This is a genomic window from Salipiger sp. ABF4_146 (assembly GCF_056161345.1).
This window is the reverse complement of the sequence record NZ_JBSWYX010000010.1, coordinates 170,094-188,643: the sequence shown is the minus strand read 5'-3', so window position 1 is coordinate 188,643 and position 18,550 is coordinate 170,094. Positions and strand designations below refer to the sequence as shown.

19 protein-coding genes are annotated in these 18,550 nt (G+C 65.5%); 10 read left to right on the top strand and 9 right to left on the bottom strand.

From position 1 onward, the window contains the following. Nucleotides 1-27 precede the first annotated feature (27 nt). From rimM to ACXAJT_RS15975, 7 genes are all read left to right on the top strand, one after another. Nucleotides 28-525 (top strand): ribosome maturation factor RimM, encoded by a 498-nt coding sequence (gene rimM / locus ACXAJT_RS16005; RefSeq protein ID WP_475236952.1) that lies wholly within the window; start codon nt 28-30, stop codon nt 523-525. A gap of 153 nt (nt 526-678) precedes the next feature. After that, nucleotides 679-1,323, top strand: a complete 645-nt coding sequence (locus ACXAJT_RS16000; protein ID WP_475236831.1) for a hypothetical protein — start codon at nt 679-681, stop codon at nt 1,321-1,323. Nucleotides 1,324-1,369: 46 nt separating this feature from the next. Beyond that, a complete protein-coding gene (trmD, locus tag ACXAJT_RS15995) occupies nt 1,370-2,188 on the top strand; it encodes a tRNA (guanosine(37)-N1)-methyltransferase TrmD (protein WP_475236829.1) in 819 nt (272 codons plus the stop codon). A 381-nt stretch (nt 2,189-2,569) separates the two neighbouring features. Further along, nucleotides 2,570-2,947, top strand: a complete 378-nt coding sequence (gene rplS, locus ACXAJT_RS15990; protein ID WP_475236828.1) for a 50S ribosomal protein L19 — start codon at nt 2,570-2,572, stop codon at nt 2,945-2,947. A gap of 11 nt (nt 2,948-2,958) precedes the next feature. Then, the gene (gene rpmE, locus ACXAJT_RS15985; RefSeq protein ID WP_475236827.1) at nt 2,959-3,180 is read left to right on the top strand and encodes a 50S ribosomal protein L31; all 222 of its coding nucleotides are present in this window, start codon (nt 2,959-2,961) and stop codon (nt 3,178-3,180) included. A gap of 199 nt (nt 3,181-3,379) precedes the next feature. Beyond that, nucleotides 3,380-5,053 (top strand): bifunctional protein tyrosine phosphatase family protein/NAD(P)/FAD-dependent oxidoreductase, encoded by a 1,674-nt coding sequence (locus tag ACXAJT_RS15980; RefSeq protein ID WP_475236825.1) that lies wholly within the window; start codon nt 3,380-3,382, stop codon nt 5,051-5,053. Nucleotides 5,054-5,212: 159 nt separating this feature from the next. Further along, entirely contained in the window at nt 5,213-6,973 is a 1,761-nt protein-coding gene (locus tag ACXAJT_RS15975; protein WP_475236822.1) for a SulP family inorganic anion transporter, read from the top strand. Here the strand turns inward: ACXAJT_RS15975 and ACXAJT_RS15970 are convergent. The 3 genes from ACXAJT_RS15970 to ACXAJT_RS15960 all read right to left on the bottom strand — a co-directional run bounded on the left by ACXAJT_RS15970 (nt 6,920) and on the right by ACXAJT_RS15960 (nt 10,654). Continuing rightward, the gene (locus ACXAJT_RS15970) at nt 6,920-7,639 is read right to left on the bottom strand and encodes a metallophosphoesterase (RefSeq protein ID WP_475236820.1); all 720 of its coding nucleotides are present in this window, start codon (nt 7,637-7,639) and stop codon (nt 6,920-6,922) included. The two genes, ACXAJT_RS15975 and ACXAJT_RS15970, sit on opposite strands and share 54 nt — an antisense overlap. 179 nt (nt 7,640-7,818) lie before the next feature. After that, on the bottom strand, nt 7,819-9,414 hold the full coding sequence (serA, locus tag ACXAJT_RS15965; protein WP_475236817.1) for a phosphoglycerate dehydrogenase: 1,596 nt from the start codon (nt 9,412-9,414) through the stop codon (nt 7,819-7,821). An 85-nt stretch (nt 9,415-9,499) separates the two neighbouring features. Next, nucleotides 9,500-10,654 (bottom strand): phosphoserine transaminase, encoded by a 1,155-nt coding sequence (locus tag ACXAJT_RS15960; RefSeq protein WP_475236815.1) that lies wholly within the window; start codon nt 10,652-10,654, stop codon nt 9,500-9,502. A 334-nt stretch (nt 10,655-10,988) separates the two neighbouring features. Here ACXAJT_RS15960 and dgt point away from each other — a divergent pair, with 334 nt between their 5' ends. After that, complete coding sequence (dgt, locus tag ACXAJT_RS15955; RefSeq protein WP_475236814.1) at nt 10,989-12,332, top strand: dGTP triphosphohydrolase; 1,344 nt, start codon at nt 10,989-10,991, stop codon at nt 12,330-12,332. Nucleotides 12,333-12,462: 130 nt separating this feature from the next. Next, complete coding sequence (locus ACXAJT_RS15950; RefSeq protein ID WP_475236813.1) at nt 12,463-12,801, top strand: DUF2794 domain-containing protein; 339 nt, start codon at nt 12,463-12,465, stop codon at nt 12,799-12,801. Nucleotides 12,802-12,820: 19 nt separating this feature from the next. On the opposite strand, the gene speB is transcribed toward ACXAJT_RS15950, so the two are convergent. From speB to ACXAJT_RS15930, 4 genes are all read right to left on the bottom strand, one after another. Beyond that, nucleotides 12,821-13,783, bottom strand: coding sequence for an agmatinase (gene speB, locus ACXAJT_RS15945; RefSeq protein WP_475236812.1), 963 nt, complete (start codon nt 13,781-13,783; stop codon nt 12,821-12,823). Further along, nucleotides 13,780-14,616, bottom strand: a complete 837-nt coding sequence (locus ACXAJT_RS15940; RefSeq protein WP_475236811.1) for a C40 family peptidase — start codon at nt 14,614-14,616, stop codon at nt 13,780-13,782. The genes speB and ACXAJT_RS15940 overlap by 4 nt, the downstream gene beginning before the upstream one ends. Nucleotides 14,617-14,627: 11 nt before the next feature. After that, entirely contained in the window at nt 14,628-16,010 is a 1,383-nt protein-coding gene (locus ACXAJT_RS15935; protein WP_475236808.1) for a leucyl aminopeptidase family protein, read from the bottom strand. A gap of 221 nt (nt 16,011-16,231) precedes the next feature. After that, nucleotides 16,232-16,612 carry a hypothetical protein gene (locus ACXAJT_RS15930; RefSeq protein WP_475236806.1) on the bottom strand — a complete coding sequence of 127 codons (381 nt, stop codon included), beginning with the start codon at nt 16,610-16,612 and terminating at the stop codon, nt 16,232-16,234. 160 nt (nt 16,613-16,772) lie between these two features. On the opposite strand from ACXAJT_RS15930, the gene ACXAJT_RS15925 reads away from it, so the two are divergent. Beyond that, nucleotides 16,773-17,420: a carbonic anhydrase gene (locus ACXAJT_RS15925; RefSeq protein ID WP_475236803.1), complete on the top strand. Its 648-nt coding sequence runs from the start codon at nt 16,773-16,775 to the stop codon at nt 17,418-17,420. 15 nt (nt 17,421-17,435) lie between these two features. Here the strand turns inward: ACXAJT_RS15925 and ACXAJT_RS15920 are convergent, their stop codons facing one another. Both ACXAJT_RS15920 and ACXAJT_RS15915 read right to left on the bottom strand, forming a co-directional pair. Continuing rightward, nucleotides 17,436-17,840 (bottom strand): hypothetical protein, encoded by a 405-nt coding sequence (locus ACXAJT_RS15920; protein WP_475236801.1) that lies wholly within the window; start codon nt 17,838-17,840, stop codon nt 17,436-17,438. A 395-nt stretch (nt 17,841-18,235) separates the two neighbouring features. Then, nucleotides 18,236-18,379, bottom strand: a complete 144-nt coding sequence (locus ACXAJT_RS15915) for a hypothetical protein (RefSeq protein WP_475236799.1) — start codon at nt 18,377-18,379, stop codon at nt 18,236-18,238. Nucleotides 18,380-18,550: the final 171 nt, after the last annotated feature.

The window sequence follows — 18,550 nt, the reverse complement described above, 5'->3', positions numbered from 1 at the left end:
GACGGGAGGCGCATCGATTTGGACGAGATGATCTGTGTCGGCGCCCTTGGCGGTGCCTTCGGCGTTACCGGCGAGGTTCGGTTGAAGAGCTTCACCGCCGATCCCGAAGCCATTGCCGATTACGCCCCGCTCACCACCGAAGACGGCAGCCGCAGCTTCGATCTGCAGATCACCCGCCCGCTCAAGGGCGGCTTTGCCGCCCGGCTTTCGGATGTGCGCACCAAGGAAGAGGCCGACGCGCTGAAGGGCGTGCAGCTTTATGCGCCGCGCGACCGTCTGCCCGATCTGCCCGATGACGAGTTCTACCATGCCGATCTGATCGGTCTGACGGTGCTCGACACCGGCGGCGTGCAGATCGGCACGGTCAAGGCGGTGCTCAATCACGGCGCTTCGGACCTGCTGGAGCTGCAGATCCCCGGGGCCAGCTCGACGGTGCTGCTGCCCTTCACCCGTGAGGTCGTGCCGACTGTCGATCTCGCCTCCGGCCGGATCATTGCCGACCCGCCAGAGGGTCTGTTGGACTGAGCGGGCACTCCCCTCCGGCCAGACATCATCAATCCGATCCAAGCCGCGTAGCCGTATCCGATATGGAAACGGTTTTCCGAAACACTGGCGCCATGACCGATAGTCGGCCAAGATGGGCGGCGCAGGTTCAGTGTATTTGTACCGAGGTTTGATTTGTTCTTTTTCCTGTCCCGCCCAAGGGCGCTGCTGCGCCACGGCCTTCACGCCCTCATCGACCACCCTGCCATCGCCGCCGGCCTCGTCGGTCTCGCTCTCGCGCCCGTGGCGCTGATCGGCGCTGCGGACCCCGCCACCGGCGGGCCGCATCTTCTGGCGGCGCTGTGGCTGCTGTTTTTGCTTGCCGGTCTCGCGCTGCGCCGCACCCGGGCGCGCCTCGCCGCGCCGCCGCCCTTGCTGCTGACCCGCCGCGCACTCTCCCGCCCGCCCCTGCCGCTGCCCCCGGCATTGCGGATGCGCGCCGAACTGGCGGCGCTGCTGTCCAGCCCCGCGCCCCGCGCAGGGACACAGGAGACCGCCGAACATGCCGTCCGCCGGGTGCTCGAACGCTGCCTTGCCAGAAGCGGAGGTGGCACGGCGCTGGAAGCCCTTGACCGCCCTGCCATGACCGAGCTCTGGCTTCTCGCGACCCTGCTGCGCGCGTCCCCGGAACGCGCCGGCGCCTTGGCACAGTGCTTCCACAGGCCGCACCGCATCCTCGCGCTGCGCGACCAGATGCCGTCCCCCGCCGATGTGCGCCGCGCCGCGCGGCCCCGCCTCGCGCTCATCCGATCCCAGCGCGGCCCGCAGCTCTCGGCTTGAGCCTTACGCCCGCCGCGGCTAGACGGGGCGCAAAGGACAGCCAGCCATGACCGACACCCCCCAGCGCGCCGCGGGCCGCAAGACCATTCGTCCCAGCCTCGCCCCGCGCGAGCTGATGACCGAGGCCCCGGAGCTCTCCCGCGCCTTTCAGGCGCAGGTGATCACCCTCTTCCCCGAGGCATTCCCCGGCGTGCTTGGCCATTCGCTGACCGGCCGCGCGCTGCAGGACGGCTTGTGGCAGCTTAGCACCATCCACCTGCGCGAATTTGGCGAGGGCAAACATCGCAACGTCGATGACACGCCTGCGGGCGGCGGCGCCGGCATGGTGATGCGCGCCGATGTCATGGGCCGCGCCATCGATCACGCCCGCGCCCGCATCGACCAGCGCGCCCCGCTGATCTACCTCAGCCCGCGCGGTCGCCGCTTCGACCAGCAGATGGCCCAGCATCTCGCGCAGGCGCCCGGCGTGACGATGATCTGCGGCCGGTTCGAAGGGCTCGACCAGCGGGTGATCGATCACTACCGGATCATCGAGGTCTCGCTCGGCGACTTCATCCTCACCGGCGGCGAACTGGCGGCGCAGATGATGCTCGATGCCACCATCCGGCTGATCCCCGGCGTGCTGGGCAACGCCGCGTCGACCGAGGAAGAGAGCTTTTCCAGCGGCCTTCTGGAACATCCCCAGTACACCCGTCCCGCCGAATGGGAAGGCCATCGCATCCCCGACGTGCTGCTGTCGGGCAATCACGCCGCGATCGAGGCATGGCGGCGGCAGCAATCCGAAGAGATCACCCGCGCCCGCCGTCCCGACCTCTGGGCGGCGCATGAAGCGCAGCACCGCGACGCGCCAAAAGGCAAGCGCTGACCAAAGCACCCACGGCCGCCGCTTCTTCTCTTCAAAAATACGCCGGGGAGCACGAGGGGCAGAGCCCCTCGACTTGGCCGTCCCCTCGGCCCGGCCGCAACATTTCCCTTGATCGAAACGCCGCGCCCGCCTATACGGCGCCAATCCGCGACGCCCTGCCGGGCGCTCGTGGATTCGTTCGTTCCCGCTTGTCGCGTTTCTTCGGCGCGAACCCGGCGGACCGGACGCGGCCTTGGCGACCTCGCGCAGCCAGCGGCCGGAAAAAGGCCAAAGATGTTATCCATCTCCTGCGGGCGCTGCGGCGGACCCGGTCGAAGGCACGGAGCTCTGGGAACGCGACACCTTCACGGGAAAAACCGTGAGCAGATAGGAGAGCGTCAGATGGATCTGATCGCACAGCTCGAGGCGGAGCAAATTGCCGCCCTGGGGAAAACCATCCCCGACTTCAAGCCCGGCGACACCGTTCGCGTCGGCTACAAGGTGACCGAAGGCACGCGTACCCGTGTGCAGAACTACGAAGGCGTCTGCATCAGCCGTAAGAACGGCAAGGGCATCGCTGGCTCGTTCACCGTTCGCAAGATTTCCTTCGGCGAAGGCGTCGAGCGCGTCTTCCCGCTTTATGCCACCAACATCGATTCGATCGAGGTGGTGCGCCGCGGTAAAGTCCGTCGCGCCAAGCTTTACTACCTGCGTTCGCGTCGCGGCAAATCCGCCCGTATCGCAGAGCAGACCAACTACAAGCCGCTCGCCGGCGCATAAGGAGAGACGTCATGAAAAAGGGCATCCACCCCGACTATCACGTCATCGACGTCAAGATGACCGACGGCACCGTCTACCAGACCCGCTCGACCTGGGGCAAGGAAGGCGACCAGATGACTCTCGACATCGACCCGACCGTGCACCCGGCTTGGACCGGTGGCTCCTCGCGCCTGCTCGACGCGGGCGGCCGCGTGTCGAAGTTCAAAAAGAAATACGAAGGTCTGGGCTTCTGATCCCTCCCCTTCCGGATTTCGGAAAACGCCGTCCCTCGGGGCGGCGTTTTTCTTATGTAAGGCAAGGGTTCCGCCGCTGAGGCGACCTCCGCGCCGCCCTGCCCCTGCGACAATGTGGTCGCTCTGGCGCGGTCGAACTCAATGCATTCTTATTTCAGAATGTGTAGTATTCTCTCGAATCGAGTTGGGAGGATACGACTTGGACATCCGCAAGATCACCGACGACATCGCCGCCTCGCCCCAGATCACCGCAGCCGACGTGCCGCAGATCGCCCAAGCGGGCTATCGCGCCATCATCTGCAACCGCCCCGATGGCGAAGGCGCCGATCAGCCGAACTTCGAAGAGATCGAAAGCGCGGCCCGCGCCGCAGGCCTTGAGGCCCGGTATATTCCCGTCGTCTCGGGGAAAGTGCAGGACGCCGATGCCGACGCCTTTGGCAAGGCGCTGCGCGACCTGCCCGGCCCGGTTCTGGCCTACTGCCGCAGCGGCACGCGCTCTGCCACGCTTTGGTCTCTGAGCCAGTCCAAGGCCCTTCCCCCCGCGGACATCCTCGCCGCCACCAAGGCGGCTGGTTATGACATGGCCGGGGTGGTGCGTCGCATCGTCAACGGCGGCAAGACCCCGACAGACACCGGCGATGCCAAGTTCGACGTGGTGGTGGTGGGCGGCGGGGCCGCCGGTATCGCTGTGTCCGCCAGCCTCAAAGCGCGCAAGCCCGAGCTTGAGATCGCCGTGCTCGACCCGGCGGACGTCCACTATTACCAGCCCGGCTGGACCATGGTCGGCGGCGGCATTTTCGAGCCGCAGACCACCGCGCGCACCATGGGCAGCCTCGTTCCGCAGGGGGTCCATTGGATCAAGGCTGCCGTCGCCGCCTTCGAGCCGGAGAGTAATGCCGTCGTGCTCGATGGCTGCCGCGTGGTGAAATACGCGCGGCTGATCGTCTGCCCGGGGCTGAAGCTTGACTGGCACAAGGTCGAGGGGCTGGTCGACACGCTGGGCAAGAACGGCGTCACCTCGAACTACCGCTATGATCTGGCCCCCTACACATGGGATCTCGTGCGCGGGTTCAAGGGCGGGCGGGCGCTGTTCACCCAGCCGCCGATGCCGATCAAATGCGCCGGTGCGCCGCAGAAGGCGCTGTACCTGTCGGGCGACCACTGGTTCCGCACCGGGGTTCTGCCGCGCGTGCAGATCGAGTTCATGAACGCCGGCGGCGTGCTCTTCGGGGTGAAGGACTATGTCCCGGCGCTGCAGCACTACATCGAGAAGTACCGCGCCAAGCTGAACTTCTTCCACAACCTCGTGGCCGTGGACGGCCCGGCGCGCACGGCCACCTTCAAGGTCTCCAAGCCCGACACTGACGCCACCGAGGTGACGGTGGAGTTCGACATGATGCACGTCTGCCCGCCGCAGACGGCGCCGGACTTCATCAAGGTCTCGCCGCTGGCCGATGCCGCGGGCTGGGTCGACGTGGATCAGAACACGCTGCGCCACAAGGTCTATGATAACGTCTGGAGCCTCGGGGACGTGATGAACGCGCCCAATGCCAAGACCGCGGCGGCGGCGCGGATGCAGGCCCCCGTGGTGGCAGAGAACGTCGCGGCGGATATCGATGGCAAGGCCCCCGCGGCGCTCTACAATGGCTATGGGTCCTGCCCGCTGACGGTCGAACGTGGCAAGATCGTGCTTGCCGAGTTCGGCTACGGTGGCGCGCTGCTGCCGAGCTTCCCGAAATGGCTGATCGACGGCACGAAGCCGTCGCGCGCCGCATGGCTGCTGAAGGAGCAAATCCTGCCCCCGGTCTATTGGAAGGCGATGCTGCGCGGCAAGGAATGGATGGCAAAGCCCGAAGCTGTATCGGCATCTTGATAAATTTTCCTCGCAATGGGAGTTTGGCGCGGACAATGTTCCGCGTCATGACTATTCAGAGGGAAATGCGTTTCCCACTTCACAAATTCATTTTTGGGAATATATAGACATTCAAACCCCGGCTCCGTCCGGGGCGAGCGCCAATCAGGACCACGCCTCATGCAGTTCCCCCGCCGCCTGACCCGCTATCTTCCGATCCTCGACTGGGCCAGCCGCTACAACCGCGACACGGCAACCTCCGACCTTGTGGCCGCCGTCATCGTGACGATCATGCTGATCCCGCAATCCTTGGCCTATGCGCTGCTTGCGGGCCTGCCAGCCGAGATGGGCCTCTACGCCTCGATCCTGCCGTTGGTCGCCTACGCCATTTTCGGCACCAGCCGGGCGCTGGCCGTGGGCCCAGTGGCCGTGGTGTCGCTGATGACGGCTGCTGCGATCGGACAGCTTGGCCTGAGCGACCCGGCGCAGATCGCCTTGGCGGCGGTCACCCTGGCCTTCATTTCCGGCGCCTTCCTCGTGCTGATCGGCGTGCTGCGCCTCGGGTTTCTCGCCAACTTCCTCAGCCACCCGGTGATCGCCGGCTTCATCACCGCCTCCGGTGTGCTGATCGCCGCCTCGCAGCTCAAGCATATCTTCGGGATCGACGCCCATGGCCACACGCTGATCGAATTGGTGGGGTCGCTGCTGTCGCATCTGGGCGAGACCAACATCATCACGCTGGTGATCGGCGTGGCCGCAACCGGCTTTCTGTTTTGGGTCCGCAAGGGGCTGAAGCCCCTGCTGCGCAGCATCGGCCTTGGCCCGCGCATGGCCGACATCCTCGCCAAAGCGGGCCCGGTGGCCGCCGTCGCCGTGACCACGCTGCTAAGCTGGGGCTTCGGGCTCAACGAAATGGGCGTGCGCGTCGTCGGCGAGGTGCCGATGGGCCTGCCGCCGCTCTCGGCGCCCTCTCTCGATCCGGCGATGTGGCAAACCCTGCTGATGCCCGCCATTCTGATCTCGATCATCGGCTTCGTGGAGTCGGTCTCGGTCGCCCAGACTCTCGCGGCCAAGCGCCGCCAGCGCATCGACCCAGATCAGGAACTGATCGGCCTTGGCGCATCGAACATCGGCTCGGCGCTCTCGGGCGGCTTTCCCGTCACCGGCGGCTTCTCGCGCTCGGTGGTGAACTTCGATGCGGGCGCCGAGACGCCGGCAGCGGGCGCCTATACCGCTGTCGGCATCGGCCTTGCCACGCTGGTCCTGACCCCGCTGCTGTTCTTTTTGCCCAAGGCCACGCTGGCCGCGACCATCATCGTCGCCGTGCTCAGCCTCGTGGATTTCTCGATCCTGAAGAAGACATGGGTCTACTCGAAGGTCGACTTCACCGCCGTCTCGGCCACCATCGTGTTAACACTGCTGGTCGGCGTCGAGGTCGGGGTATCGGCGGGCGTTCTGCTGTCGATCCTGCTGCACCTCTACAAGACGTCAAAGCCGCATGTGGCCGAGGTCGGGCTGGTGCCGGGCACGCATCACTTCCGCAACGTGCTGCGCCACGAGGTCGAGACCCTGCCCGGCGTGCTCACCCTGCGGGTGGACGAAAGCCTTTACTTCGTCAACGCGCGCTTCTTGGAGGAATACGTTCTGGCCCGCGTCGCCGAATGCAAGAACCTGCGCCATGTGGTGCTGATGTTCCCGGCGGTCAACGAGGTCGACATGAGCGCGCTGGAAACGCTCGAAGAGATCAACCGCCGGCTCGACGAACAAGGCATCACCCTGCATCTGACCGAAGTGAAAGGCCCGGTGATGGACAGGCTCAAGCGCTCGCATTTCCTCGAAGACCTGTCGGGCCGGGTGTTCCTGTCGCAGTATCAGGCGTGGTGTGCGCTACAGCCGGACACGGCCCACGGGACCGAGCAGGAAAGCGTCGCGGCCCAGTAGAAGCGCCGGGTAGAGCGGGCGCCCATAGCCCGCTCCGCCATCCATGTTGAGACGATTGGGATAGAGCGTTGGCATATCCAGCGCCGTGTGCCCATGCACCACCAGACGCCCCCAATCGCCCTGCCAGTCGAGGAAGGGCGCGCGAATCCACACCAGATCGTCTTCTTTTTGGTAATTCAGCAGCACTCCGGGCCGCAGCCCCGCGTGGACGAAGATATGCTCTTCGGTCTCATGCACGCGCGGCAGATCGGAGAGCCAGTCGCGATGTGCCTGCGGGATCGCCTCCAGCGCGTCGGCGTGAACCTCCGAAAGCGGACGCCCCTCGCGAACGTCGACCCCATAAGAGGCAAGCGTCTTCGTTCCGCCAAGCGGCGGGTCGGTCCAGAGCAGCGGGCGCGAGACATTGGGGTCCATGTACCGCGGGTTTTCCAAAAAGCGCAGCAAGAAGCGGTCGTGGTTGCCCATTAGGCAGGTCCACGGCTTGCCCTCGGCCTGCCCCTGCATCAGCAGGTCGATCACAGCGCGCGAGTCGGGGCCGCGGTCCACGTAATCGCCAAGAAACACAATCGGCGCGTCGGCGTGCGCGTCGCGTGCGATCATCTCCAGCGCGTCATGAAGGCGGTCGATCTGACCGTGAATATCGCCAATGGCATAGATGGGCTGCATGAGAGGTCCTTTCCGTAGCGTTTACTTGGACCTCGGGGACTGGCGAGACAAGGGCGGGCGCGCGCATGTGCGCGCAACGTGGCAAAAGACGCGCGCCGGAAGAACGGCAAAAGGGGCGCCCCGAGAGGCGCCCCTTGTCTTCACTGTCCCAACCGTCGCTTCGGCGTTGAGCCGTTTTGTCAGGCGACGTCGAATTCCAGCGGCTTGACCTGCTGGAAGAGGCCGGTGTCGCGCAGCGCGGTGACAACGTCATCGGCGATCCCTTCATCGAGGTAGGCGATGGCGATGGCCTCGCCGCCCGCCGCCGACCGGCCAAGCGTAAAGTTCGCGAGGTTGACCTTGTGATCGCCCAGCATCGAGCCCAGCTTGCCGATGATGCCCGGCACGTCTTCGTTGGTGGTGTAGAGCATGTGCTCGCCCACCTCGGCCTCGATGTTGATGCCTTTGATCTGGATGAAGCGCGGCTTGCCATCCGAGAACACGGTGCCTGCGATCGAGCGCTCGCGCTTCTCGGTCACCACGGTCACCTTGATGTAGCCTTCGAAAGCACCCGACTGCTCTTGGTTGGTGGTGCTGATCTGGATGCCACGCTCACGCGCGATCACCGGCGCGGAAACCATGTTCACCTCGGGCGAGATCGGCTTCATGATGCCTGCGATCAGCGAGCAATTCAGCGCCTCGAGGTTCATCTCGGCAACCGTGCCGTCGTAGAGGATGTTGATCGCGGTGATCGCCTCGTCGGTCATCTGGCCGATGAAGTTGCCAAGATGGCCGGCAAGCTTGATCCACGGGCCCATGACCTTGGCTTCCTCGGCCGTCACCGACGGCATGTTCAGCGCATTGGAAACAGCGCCGGTCAGCAGATAGTCGGCCATCTGCTCGGCCACCTGCAGCGCCACGTTCTCCTGCGCTTCGGTGGTCGAGGCGCCGAGGTGCGGCGTGCAGACCACGTTGGGCAGGTTGAACAGCGGGTTTTCCTTCGCCGGCTCTTCGGCGAAGACGTCAAAGGCGGCACCGGCCACATGGCCCGACTTCAGCAGCTCGGCCAGCGCTTCCTCGTCGACGAGGCCGCCACGGGCACAGTTGATGATCCGCACGCCCTTCTTGGTCTTCGCGAGGTTCTCGGCACCGAGAATGTTGCGGGTCTGGTCGGTCAGCGGCACGTGCAGGGTGATGAAATCGGCGCGGGCCAGCAGCTCGTCGAGCTCGACCTTCTCGACGCCCATCTTGTCGGCCTTCTCTTGGCTCAGGAAGGGGTCATAGGCCGCAACCTTCATCTTCAGACCGCGGGCGCGGTCGCAGACGATGCCGCCGATGTTGCCGGCGCCGATCACGCCGAGGGTCTTGCCGGTCAGCTCGACGCCCATGAACTTCGACTTCTCCCACTTGCCAGCATGGGTCGAGGCGGAGGCCTCGGGCAGCTGGCGGGCGACGGCGAACATCATGGCGATGGCGTGCTCGGCGGTGGTGATCATGTTGCCGAAGGGCGTGTTCATCACGATCACGCCGTGCTTCGACGCGGCTTCCTTGTCGACGTTGTCGGTGCCGATGCCGGCACGGCCGACGACCTTCAGGTTGGTCGCTTTTTCGAGGATCGACGGCGTCACTTTGGTGGCCGAGCGGATCGCGAGACCGTCGTAGTTGCCGATCACTTCGGCGAGGGCCTCTTTGTCCTTGCCAAGATCGGGGCGGAAGTCGACCTCGATACCACGATCCTTGAAGATCTGAACGGCGGCGTCGGAAAGCTTGTCGGAGATGAGAACCTTGGGAGCCATGTCAGCGGTCCTTTCGGGGAAATCTGGATGCAGGGAAAGACGGGACCGCCGGGCGCGGTCCCGCATTTTGCTTAAAACGTGCGGATCAGGCCGTTTCTGCCTGTGCTTCGATCTCGGTCTCGAAGGCCCATTCGAGCCACAGCGTCAGCGCCTCGATGTCGGCGCTTTCGACCGTGGCACCGCACCAGATACGCAGGCCCGCCGGGGCGTCGCGATAGGCGCCGATGTCATAGGCGACATGGTAGCTCTCGAGCTTTTTGGCCACTGCCTTGGCAAACGCCGCGCCATCCTTGATACGATCGTCGGTGAACTTCAGGCAGACCGAGGTGTTCGAGCGGGTCGCGTCATCCTCGGCGAGGTTGGCAATCCAGTCGTGACGGTCGCAGAAGTCCCACAGCACCTTGGCGTTGGTGTCGGCGCGTTGGTGCAGCGCCTTCAGGCCGCCGATCTTGCGCGCCCAGTCCAGCGCAACGAGGTAATCCTCGACCGCCAGCATGGAGGGCGTGTTGATCGTCGCGCCTTCGAAGATGCCGTCGATCAGCTTGCCACCCTTGGTCATGCGGAAGATTTTCGGCAGCGGCCACGCGGGGGTGTAGCTTTCCAGACGTGCCACGGCGCGCGGGCTCAGCACGATAACGCCATGCGCCGCTTCACCGCCCATCACCTTCTGCCAAGAGAAGGTGGTGACGTCGAGCTTGTCCCACGGCAGGTCCTGCGCGAAGGCGGCCGAGGTCGCATCGCAGATGGTCAGGCCATCGCGGCCTTCGGGGATCGCGTCGCCATTCGGCACGCGCACACCGGAGGTGGTGCCGTTCCAGGTGAAGACGACATCATTGTTGAAGTCGACGGTGCCGAGATCGACGATCTGGCCATAATCGGCGGTCTTCACTTCGGCGTCGATCTTCAGCTGCTTCACCACGTCGGTGACCCAGCCAGCGCCGAAGGATTCCCACGCCAGCATCTCTGCCTTGCGCTCGCCCAGCAGCGACCACATCGCCATTTCCATGGCGCCGGTGTCGGAGGCGGGCACGATGCCGATCTTGTAGTCGGCGGGAATTCCGAGGATCTCGCGGGTGCCTTCGATGGCAGCCTTCAGCTTGTCCTTGCCGACCTTGGCACGGTGCGAGCGACCGAGCGGGGCGTCGGACAGCATGTCCAGCGAGAAATGGGGGATCTTGGCACAGGGGCCGGAAGAAAAGCGCGGATTAGCCGGCCGCGCGGACGGTTGGGGTCTAGCCATGATGTCTCTAACCTTACAGATAGTCGCCCTTCGTTGGGGAAGGGTGTCCCACCGCCGCATCTATGCCAGGGCGCGGATTCGGGCAAGACGTGAAATGTATCCATTGCGTCGGTTTTCGGCGAGAGATTGCGCAGGCTGGAGCGGATCGGAAACTTTTGGATCCGGATCCGCGACAGATGCGCGGCAAAAGGGGCTCTGCCCCCGGCCGCTTTGCGGCCTCCCCCGGGATATTTCCATCTAGACGAAGCGGCAGCGGGCGGCGCTCTTTCCCCGGACCCTGCCCTCGGCTAGGTCTGGCGGCAACAGATGCGCCTCACACGAACGGGACAGAGCGATGCAGTGGACCGACCTTCTTTGCGCCGAGCGGCTGAGCGACCCCAAGTACACCGAAGGGCGCAACCGATCGATCTTTGTGCAGGATCACGACCGGATCGTTTTCTCCGCACCGTTCCGCAGGCTCGCCAACAAAACGCAGGTGCATCCGCTTTATGAAAACGACCACATCCACCACAGGCTGATCCATTCGGTCGAAGTGGGCAGCGTCGGGCGCTCGCTGGCGATGCACATCGGGCACTGGCTGATCGAACAGGGCGAGATCGGCCCACATGAAGATCACAGCCTCGCCAATGTCGTGCAGGCCGCCTGCGCCGCGCATGACATCGGCAATCCGCCCTTCGGCCACTCGGGCGAGGCATCGATCGGCGACTGGTTCGCCGAGCGCTTCGATGCCGGGCGCGGCCTATGCGGCGCACTCGACCCAGCGCTCCGGAGCGAGTTCACCGCCTTCGAGGGCAACGCACAGGGCTTTCGCATCGTCACCCGGCTGGAGATGTACCGCGGCGCCGGCGGCATGCGGCTGTCAAAGGCGGTGCTTGGCGCGTTCATGAAGTATCCCGCCACCGCCGCGACCCGCGCCGCGCTGGCCGAAGAGACCCGCAAAGGCTATGTCGGGCTGAAGAAGTTCGGCGTGTTTGCCAGCGAAGAGGCGCTTTTCGCCGAGGTCGCGCGAGGCTGCGGGCTGCCAGCCGAAGAGCATGGCTCGCATCGCTGGTGGCGCCGCCACCCACTGGTCTTCGTCGTCGAGGCCGCCGATGATATCTGTTACAACGTGGTCGACCTCGAAGACGCCTACACCGCGGGCGACCTGCCCTATGGCGTGGTGCGAGAGCTGCTCGAAGAGCTTGCCGGCCGCCCCAACCGCGACACCGCCGGGCTGACCCGGACCGAACATATCGCGCTGCTGCGCTCGCTGGCGATCGGCCGCGCGATCGATGCCTGCGTGGCGGCGTTCTGCGCCAATTACCCGGCGATCATGGCGGGCAGCTTTTCGGATTCGCTGATCGGCGCCTCGGACTGCGCGGCCACCTTCGGGCGCATCGAGGACATGGCGCATGAACGCATCTTCACCTCAAGGCGCAAGACCGAGCTGGAGATCTCGGGGCGGCAGGTGATCCGCAACGTGCTGGACGGGGTACTGCCGGTCTATGAGGCGCTGGCGGCGGCGGGCTGGGATGCAGGCGCGCTCAGCGGCAACCCGGCGCAGATTGCCCGGGCGCTCTCGCTCGATCTGCGCGATGTCGACGGGCCGGAGGCGGCGCTGCACGCGCTCGCCGATTTCGTCTCGGGCATGACGGACCGTTACGCGCTGTCGGTGTCGCGGATGTTGTCGGGAACCTGATCGCGGCGCTTGGCCGCCAAGCCACGCCGCACCGCTCCATCGGGGATATTTCCGCCAAGCGAACGCTCATAACCCCGTGAGGTGCACGGAGGATCTTGATTTGTGACCACATCAAGCGCAGCTTTGAGGGATGAACAGCCTGACACCTTTTCCGGGACGCGGCAGCGATGTTGTTGCCTTCCACCGGACCGAGCTGAACGTCATCCTCTCGCTTTACGGCCGCATGGTCGCGGCCGGTGAATGGCGTGATTACGGGATATCCTCGCTGCGCGATGTGGCGGTGTTCTCGGTCTTCCGGCGCACCGCCGAGCACCCGCTCTACCGCATCGAGAAACGCCCCAAACTGCGCAACCGGCAGGGAGAATATGCGGTGATCTCGATGGACGGGCAGGTGCTGAAACGCGGGCACGACCTGAAGACCGTGCTGCGCGTTCTGGAGCGCAAGCTCATCCGCGCGGTCGACGACTGACCGCGCGGGACTTTGTGGCTCAACTGGTCTCGCCAACCATGGCGCAAAGCAGCTCGAACATGATCGTCACGCCGAGGAAAGCGGTGCCGCCGGTGCTGTCGAAGGGCGGCGAGACCTCGACGAGGTCGGCGCCGGCGATGTTCAGCCCTGCAAGCTCGCGCACCACCTGCAGCGCCTGATAGGAGTTCGGCCCGCCGATCTCGGGCGTGCCGGTGCCCGGAGCAAAGGTCGGGTCCACGAAATCGATGTCGTAGCTCACGTAAGTCGGCGCGGTGCCGACGATCTCGCGCGCCTCGGCCATCACATCCGCGACACCGCGGGCGTGGAACTCTTCGATCGGAATGATGCGGATGCCCACGGCCTTGGCGAAATCGCGATCCTCGTGATCATACATCGGCCCGCGGATGCCGATCTGCACCACCCGCTTGGGATCGAGCAGGTCTTCCTCCACAGCGCGGCGGAAAGGGGTGCCATGGGTGTATTTGAAGCCGCCGAAGTAGCTGTCCCAAAGATCGGTGTGGCTGTCGAAATGCACCATGCCCAAGGGCTTTGCCTTGCCGAGCGCGCGTAGCACCGGCAGCGAGCAAAGGTGATCGCCGCCGCCGGTAAGGGGCCGGATCCCCGCCGCCACGACCTGCTCGTAGAACGCCGTGATCCGCGCCATGCTGTCCTGAATGTCGGCGGGGTTGGGGCCGACGTCGCCCAGATCGGCGCAGGCAGCGGCCTCGAACGGGCGCACGCCGGTGTGACCGTGCTCGGCGCGGATCATCGTCGAGGCGTCGCGCAGCTGGCGCGGGCCGTGGCGCGGGCCGGGACGGTTGGTGGTGCCGCTGTCCCAAGGCACGCCGACGAGACCGATCTCGACCTCTTTGAAACGGGCGTGGTCGGGCTGCACCAGCGGCAGGCGCATGAAGGTCGGAATGCCGGCGAAACGCGGCAGTTCCATGCCAGAGACGGGGTGGAAAAAGGGATCACTGGTCATGAGAGGGCTCCGGTCAGGCGGGCGTGGCGGGTGACAGGGCCATCGCCCTGCGCTTCGATACGGGCCACCGCCTCGGCCAGCGGCTCGAAGGCGACGGCCATGTGATAGGCGTTGGCGTGCAGCAAGGTCTCGGGATCGGCGACCCAGGCCACATGCCCCTTCCAAAACAGCAGATCGCCGCGCTTGGGCTCGGTTCCCGGGGCCAGTGTCTCGCCCAGCCCCTTTTCCTGCATGTCGCTGTCGCCGGGGCAGGCAATGTCGCAGGCCTGCAGCCCGGCCTGTACCAGCCCCGAGCAATCGATCCCCAGCGCCGAATTACCGCCCCAGAGGTAGGGCGTGCCCAGCAACCGCTCCGAGACGGCCACCGGATCGGGCTCGGGCCGCGCCAGCGGCAGCAGGTGCCCGGCGGGCACGAAGCCGGCCTCGGTCTTGACGAAGCGCGCGTCTTCGCCGCTGACCTGCAACTGCGCGCCGAGACTGAGGAACACCTGATCCTCGGTCTTCATGTCCGGCTCCGCATAGGCATGGGTGGCGCGGGTGGCGACGCGATGGGTCGGCGTTGTCACCGGTCCCAGCGCCTCTTCCGACACGAAACCGACGTAGCCATCCGCCTGCGCCTGCACGAAGGCCCAGCCTTCATGGCGTTCGTAGACGATGAGCGCGGCGCCATAGACGAGTTGCCGATCACGGGCACCACCGGGAATGCGCAGAAGATCGGCAACCGGGGCGTTCACCGAGGCGGGCGTGCCTTCGGTAAAATGCTGCGCCTCCACCTCGCCCTGCAGATGGGCGGCGGCGACGCGACCGTTTGACGGGGTCAGGCGGGGGTCCATGGCACCATCCATCACAGGTTCAGCACCTGCGGCAGCGCCGCGAGGATCGCCCGCGGCCCCTGCAGCGCCCCGCCTTTGGGTCGGGCGGCCGCCGGGGCCGGGTTCCAGCCGTAGATGTCGAAATGGGCGTAAGGGGTCTCGGTCACGAAGCGGCGCAAGAACAGGGCGGCGGTGATCGATCCGGCCATGCCGCCCGCTGGCGCGTTGTCGAGATCGGCGATGCCGGGCTCGATCTTCTCTTCATAGGGCTCCCAGAACGGCAGGCGCCAAACCGGGTCCGCCGCCGGGCCGCTGGCGGCGGAGAGCGCGCCGGCGAAGCCTTCGTCGTCGGTATAGAACGGCGCAAGATCGGGCCCCACTGCAACCCGCGCCGCGCCGGTGAGCGTGGCCATCGACAGGATGAAGTCGGGCTCTTCCTCATCCGCCAGCGCCAGCGCATCGGCCAGCACCAGCCGCCCCTCGGCGTCGGTGTTGTTGATCTCTACCGTCAGCCCCTTGCGCGAGGTGAGGATGTCCTGCGGGCGGAAGGCATTGCCGCTGACCGAGTTTTCCACCGCCGGGACCAGCACCCGGAGCTGCACCTTCACACCCAGCGCCATGATCATCCGCGCCAGACCCAGCACGTTGGCCGCACCGCCCATGTCCTTTTTCATCAACCCCATGGAGCTACCCGGCTTGAGGTTGAGCCCGCCAGTGTCAAAACACACGCCCTTGCCGACCAACGTAAGCCGTGGCCCCTCGCTGCCCCAGCGCATGTCGATCAGTCGCGGAGCGCGCGGGCTGGCACGGCCCACGGCGTGGATCATCGGGAAGTTCTGTTCCAGCAGCGCCTCGCCGGTGGTCACCTCGATCGCGGCCCCGAAGTCGCCCGCGAGGGTGCGCGCGGCGGCTTCGAGTTCCTCGGGGCCCATGTCGGATGCGGGCGTGTTGATCAGATCACGGGTCAACGCCTCGGAGGCGGCGAGCACTTCGACCTTGGCCGCATCCACCCCCTCGGGCGCGACGAGCGCAGGCATTTCGGGCGCCTCACCAGCGTAACGGGTGAACCGGTAGCCGGACAGCAGCCAGCCAAGCGCCTCTTCTTCTGCCGCCTCTGCGGGCAGACCCGAGGCAATGCGATAGGTGCCGCGGGCCAGCCGCCCGATGCCAGCGGCAAGGGCAAAGCGGCTGCGGCGCCGACGCGCCGCCGAGCCGTAGCCGATAAGCGCTGCCGCGGGCGTGCCACCCTCGCCGGGAATCATCACCGCGTTGCCGATCTCGCCGGCGAATCCGCTGGCAGCGACCCAAGTGCGCACCGCCTCGGGCTGCGTCTCGAGCCAGCCAGCGAGCGCCTCGGCTTCTAAGACGTGGAGCGGCAGCGCATCGGCATCGGCGGAAGCGAAAGTCAGGGTCATGGGGAGCCTCTTGGTCGGTTTGGCCAGAGCCTATCCGAGCCAGCGGTGCCCGCAAGGGGGCCAGCGGAGCCGTGAAGAGCGGAGGGATGCGGGCACGCTGTGTTCGGCCGCCCCAGTTGTACGCCCGGATCACCGCGCGCAAGGCGTTGCCGCGCTGCCAGCGCTGTGGTGCTGTCGCCAAGATACCCCCAAAGGGGATGGTCGGGCCGTTCGATGACGGCTCAGATCGACTGATCTTCCATGTCCCAGATCGCGTAGAGAGACCGCTCTCCCATACGGCCCAGCCGTGCCAGCGTTGCGGATAGGGCCACCCGGTCGCCGTCGTCGAGACAGTGCACCACATCGCGCGAAATACGCGCCGTGGCCTGCATCCCGACGAAGCGCGCGATCTCGCCCAGTTCGCAGGTCTGGCTGCGCATCTCGGTCCAGCGCCCCTCTCGGTGCAGGCGATCGAGATGCCCCAGCCTATAGGCCAGTTCCTCCATCGCGCGGCACAATGCGTTTTCCGCCTCCTGCGGTCCGAGGCGCACGAAGAGCGCCTCGAGACGTTCGGGATCGAGCCCGGCCTTTTCGCTGGGCGCAAGCACAGCGACCTGTTTCACCGCCTCTTTCAACGCCTCATCCTCTTCTCCACGCCCCCACGGCGCCCCATCTCTAGCTGACCCGAGTTCTCAAAAGGTTAGACCGTGGTGTTTCTTCTCTCGAATTCCGCGATAATCCCGCGTATTCGAGCGAAGGCTTCAAGTTGCTTGGAGGATCGAGATGCACAACGCCAAACCGCTACCCGCCTACCTGGTCCAGAGATTCCAAGGCTGGAAGGCGACCAGCTACGCTGAGAATTCCGCCTGGTACCGCCGCCTTGCCTCCGAGGGGCAGCACCCTCGCGCCATGGTGATCTCCTGCTGTGACAGCCGTGTGCATGTCACCTCGATCTTCGGCGCCGACACCGGTGAGTTCTTCATTCACCGCAACATCGCCAACCTCGTGCCGCCCTACCAGCCCGACGGCCAGCAGCACGGCACCTCGGCAGCGATCGAATACGCGGTCACCGCACTTAAGGTCGCGCATGTTATCGTGATGGGCCACTCCAGCTGCGGCGGCGTGCAGGGTTGCCTCGACATGTGCTCCGGCAAGGCCCCGCAGCTCGAGGAAAAATCGAGCTTCGTCGGCCGCTGGATGGACATCCTCCGCCCCGGCTACGACCGCGTGCTGAAGCGCAAGCCCGAGAACATGGCGCGCGCGCTGGAAAAGGAATCGGTGCTCGTCTCGCTCGAGAACCTGATGACATTCCCCTTCGTACGTCAGGCCGTTGAGGCCCAAGACCTGTCGATCCATGGCCTCTGGCACGACATCGGCAGCGGCTCGATCGAATGCTACGATCCCAAGGCCAGCGGCTACGTTCAGGTCTGAGCGACCTGAACGACCCTACCCGTGCAGCTGCGCGCTCTGCCCATCGCGGCTGAGCCGCAGCGCCGGGCGACCGAGCCGCAAGGCCACGGCGCGCAATGGCGCCCCCAGGCTGCGGCCCGTGCAAAGCTCCGCGCCGCTGTCGAGCCGGCTGAGGATCATCCGGCCAGCCCGGAAGCCAAGCCCGAATCCTTTGCTGCGCAGCCTCAGAACAAGGTCAGCCCAACTCGAGGCGGCCTCTATCTGCGGCAGAACCACCATGCGCAACAGCGCGGCGGTCTCGCAATCTGGTTCATTGGGAAGATCCCGTTCGCCACTGAAGGCATCCGCCTGTGCGTCCGAGGGCGTCATGCCGGATGAATTTGGCAAGCTGGCATCGAGAAATGATCCGGAAAAGGCTCCGGTGCGATCATGACTATCCATTGTTCAAATCTCGTCGATACTGAAAAGACTCCTATAATAGCATGAAATCCTTGCCTTGAGGCGGGCATTCTATCGTCTGGCAGGTCACGAATTCCGGACATTTGACACAAATATCAACCGCCGGGATCATGGTCCGCACCACCAAACAACCAGCGGGGCGCGCGATCACCGACCGCACGCCCCGCTCTTTCTACTGGCACCACACATATCCGGTCCTCACCGGAGACCCCCGCGCCATTGCCGGCACTCAAAACAACACCGCCAGCGAAACTCAACGCGACACGAGGGTCATGGGGGCTCGCAACTCCCCGCCCCCGGGGGATAAATGGCCTTTGTTACGCGCGATCAGGGATCGCCAAGGCGGTACTGGTGACGAATTCCTGGGCAAGCACCTCTCAAGAGGGCAGGCGGAAGCTGTTCAGCAGCCGCGTCATCAGCTTGGGCATCGGGCGGTCCCGCCGGCTCAGCAGAGACAAGTCGCGGGCGGCAACGGCAACGATGCGGCGGCCCCGGGCGATATCTGCGAGATCAATGGTCATTTCGGCACTCCTTGGTTTGGGTTGCGCCTTCTGGCGGGTGCGGCGGATGCCCGTCGCTGCTGATGTTTCTTTTCTACCAACCCGCGAGTTTTCCGCCCATCCTGACGGCGGAATAGGTGCCGTTCCCAGTGGGCGAGGCGCACCTATCCCAAAGGATGGGGTGCGATCCGA

Bases quoted from the DNA above. Each gene is read 5' to 3' on its own strand.
- rimM (WP_475236952.1), top strand. From the start codon at position 28: ATGATCTGTGTCGGCGCCCTTGGCGGTGCCTTCGGCGTTACCGGCGAG.
- trmD (WP_475236829.1), top strand. From the start codon at position 1,370: ATGACCGACACCCCCCAGCGCGCCGCGGGCCGCAAGACCATTCGTCCC.
- rplS (WP_475236828.1), top strand. From the start codon at position 2,570: ATGGATCTGATCGCACAGCTCGAGGCGGAGCAAATTGCCGCCCTGGGG.
- rpmE (WP_475236827.1), top strand. From the start codon at position 2,959: ATGAAAAAGGGCATCCACCCCGACTATCACGTCATCGACGTCAAGATG.
- ACXAJT_RS15975 (WP_475236822.1), top strand. From the start codon at position 5,213: ATGCAGTTCCCCCGCCGCCTGACCCGCTATCTTCCGATCCTCGACTGG.
- ACXAJT_RS15970 (WP_475236820.1), bottom strand. From the start codon at position 7,639: ATGCAGCCCATCTATGCCATTGGCGATATTCACGGTCAGATCGACCGC.
- serA (WP_475236817.1), bottom strand. From the start codon at position 9,414: ATGGCTCCCAAGGTTCTCATCTCCGACAAGCTTTCCGACGCCGCCGTT.
- ACXAJT_RS15960 (WP_475236815.1), bottom strand. From the start codon at position 10,654: ATGGCTAGACCCCAACCGTCCGCGCGGCCGGCTAATCCGCGCTTTTCT.
- dgt (WP_475236814.1), top strand. From the start codon at position 10,989: ATGCAGTGGACCGACCTTCTTTGCGCCGAGCGGCTGAGCGACCCCAAG.
- ACXAJT_RS15950 (WP_475236813.1), top strand. From the start codon at position 12,463: ATGAACAGCCTGACACCTTTTCCGGGACGCGGCAGCGATGTTGTTGCC.
- speB (WP_475236812.1), bottom strand. From the start codon at position 13,783: ATGACCAGTGATCCCTTTTTCCACCCCGTCTCTGGCATGGAACTGCCG.
- ACXAJT_RS15940 (WP_475236811.1), bottom strand. From the start codon at position 14,616: ATGGACCCCCGCCTGACCCCGTCAAACGGTCGCGTCGCCGCCGCCCAT.
- ACXAJT_RS15935 (WP_475236808.1), bottom strand. From the start codon at position 16,010: ATGACCCTGACTTTCGCTTCCGCCGATGCCGATGCGCTGCCGCTCCAC.
- ACXAJT_RS15925 (WP_475236803.1), top strand. From the start codon at position 16,773: ATGCACAACGCCAAACCGCTACCCGCCTACCTGGTCCAGAGATTCCAA.
- ACXAJT_RS15920 (WP_475236801.1), bottom strand. From the start codon at position 17,840: ATGGATAGTCATGATCGCACCGGAGCCTTTTCCGGATCATTTCTCGAT.
- ACXAJT_RS15915 (WP_475236799.1), bottom strand. From the start codon at position 18,379: ATGACCATTGATCTCGCAGATATCGCCCGGGGCCGCCGCATCGTTGCC.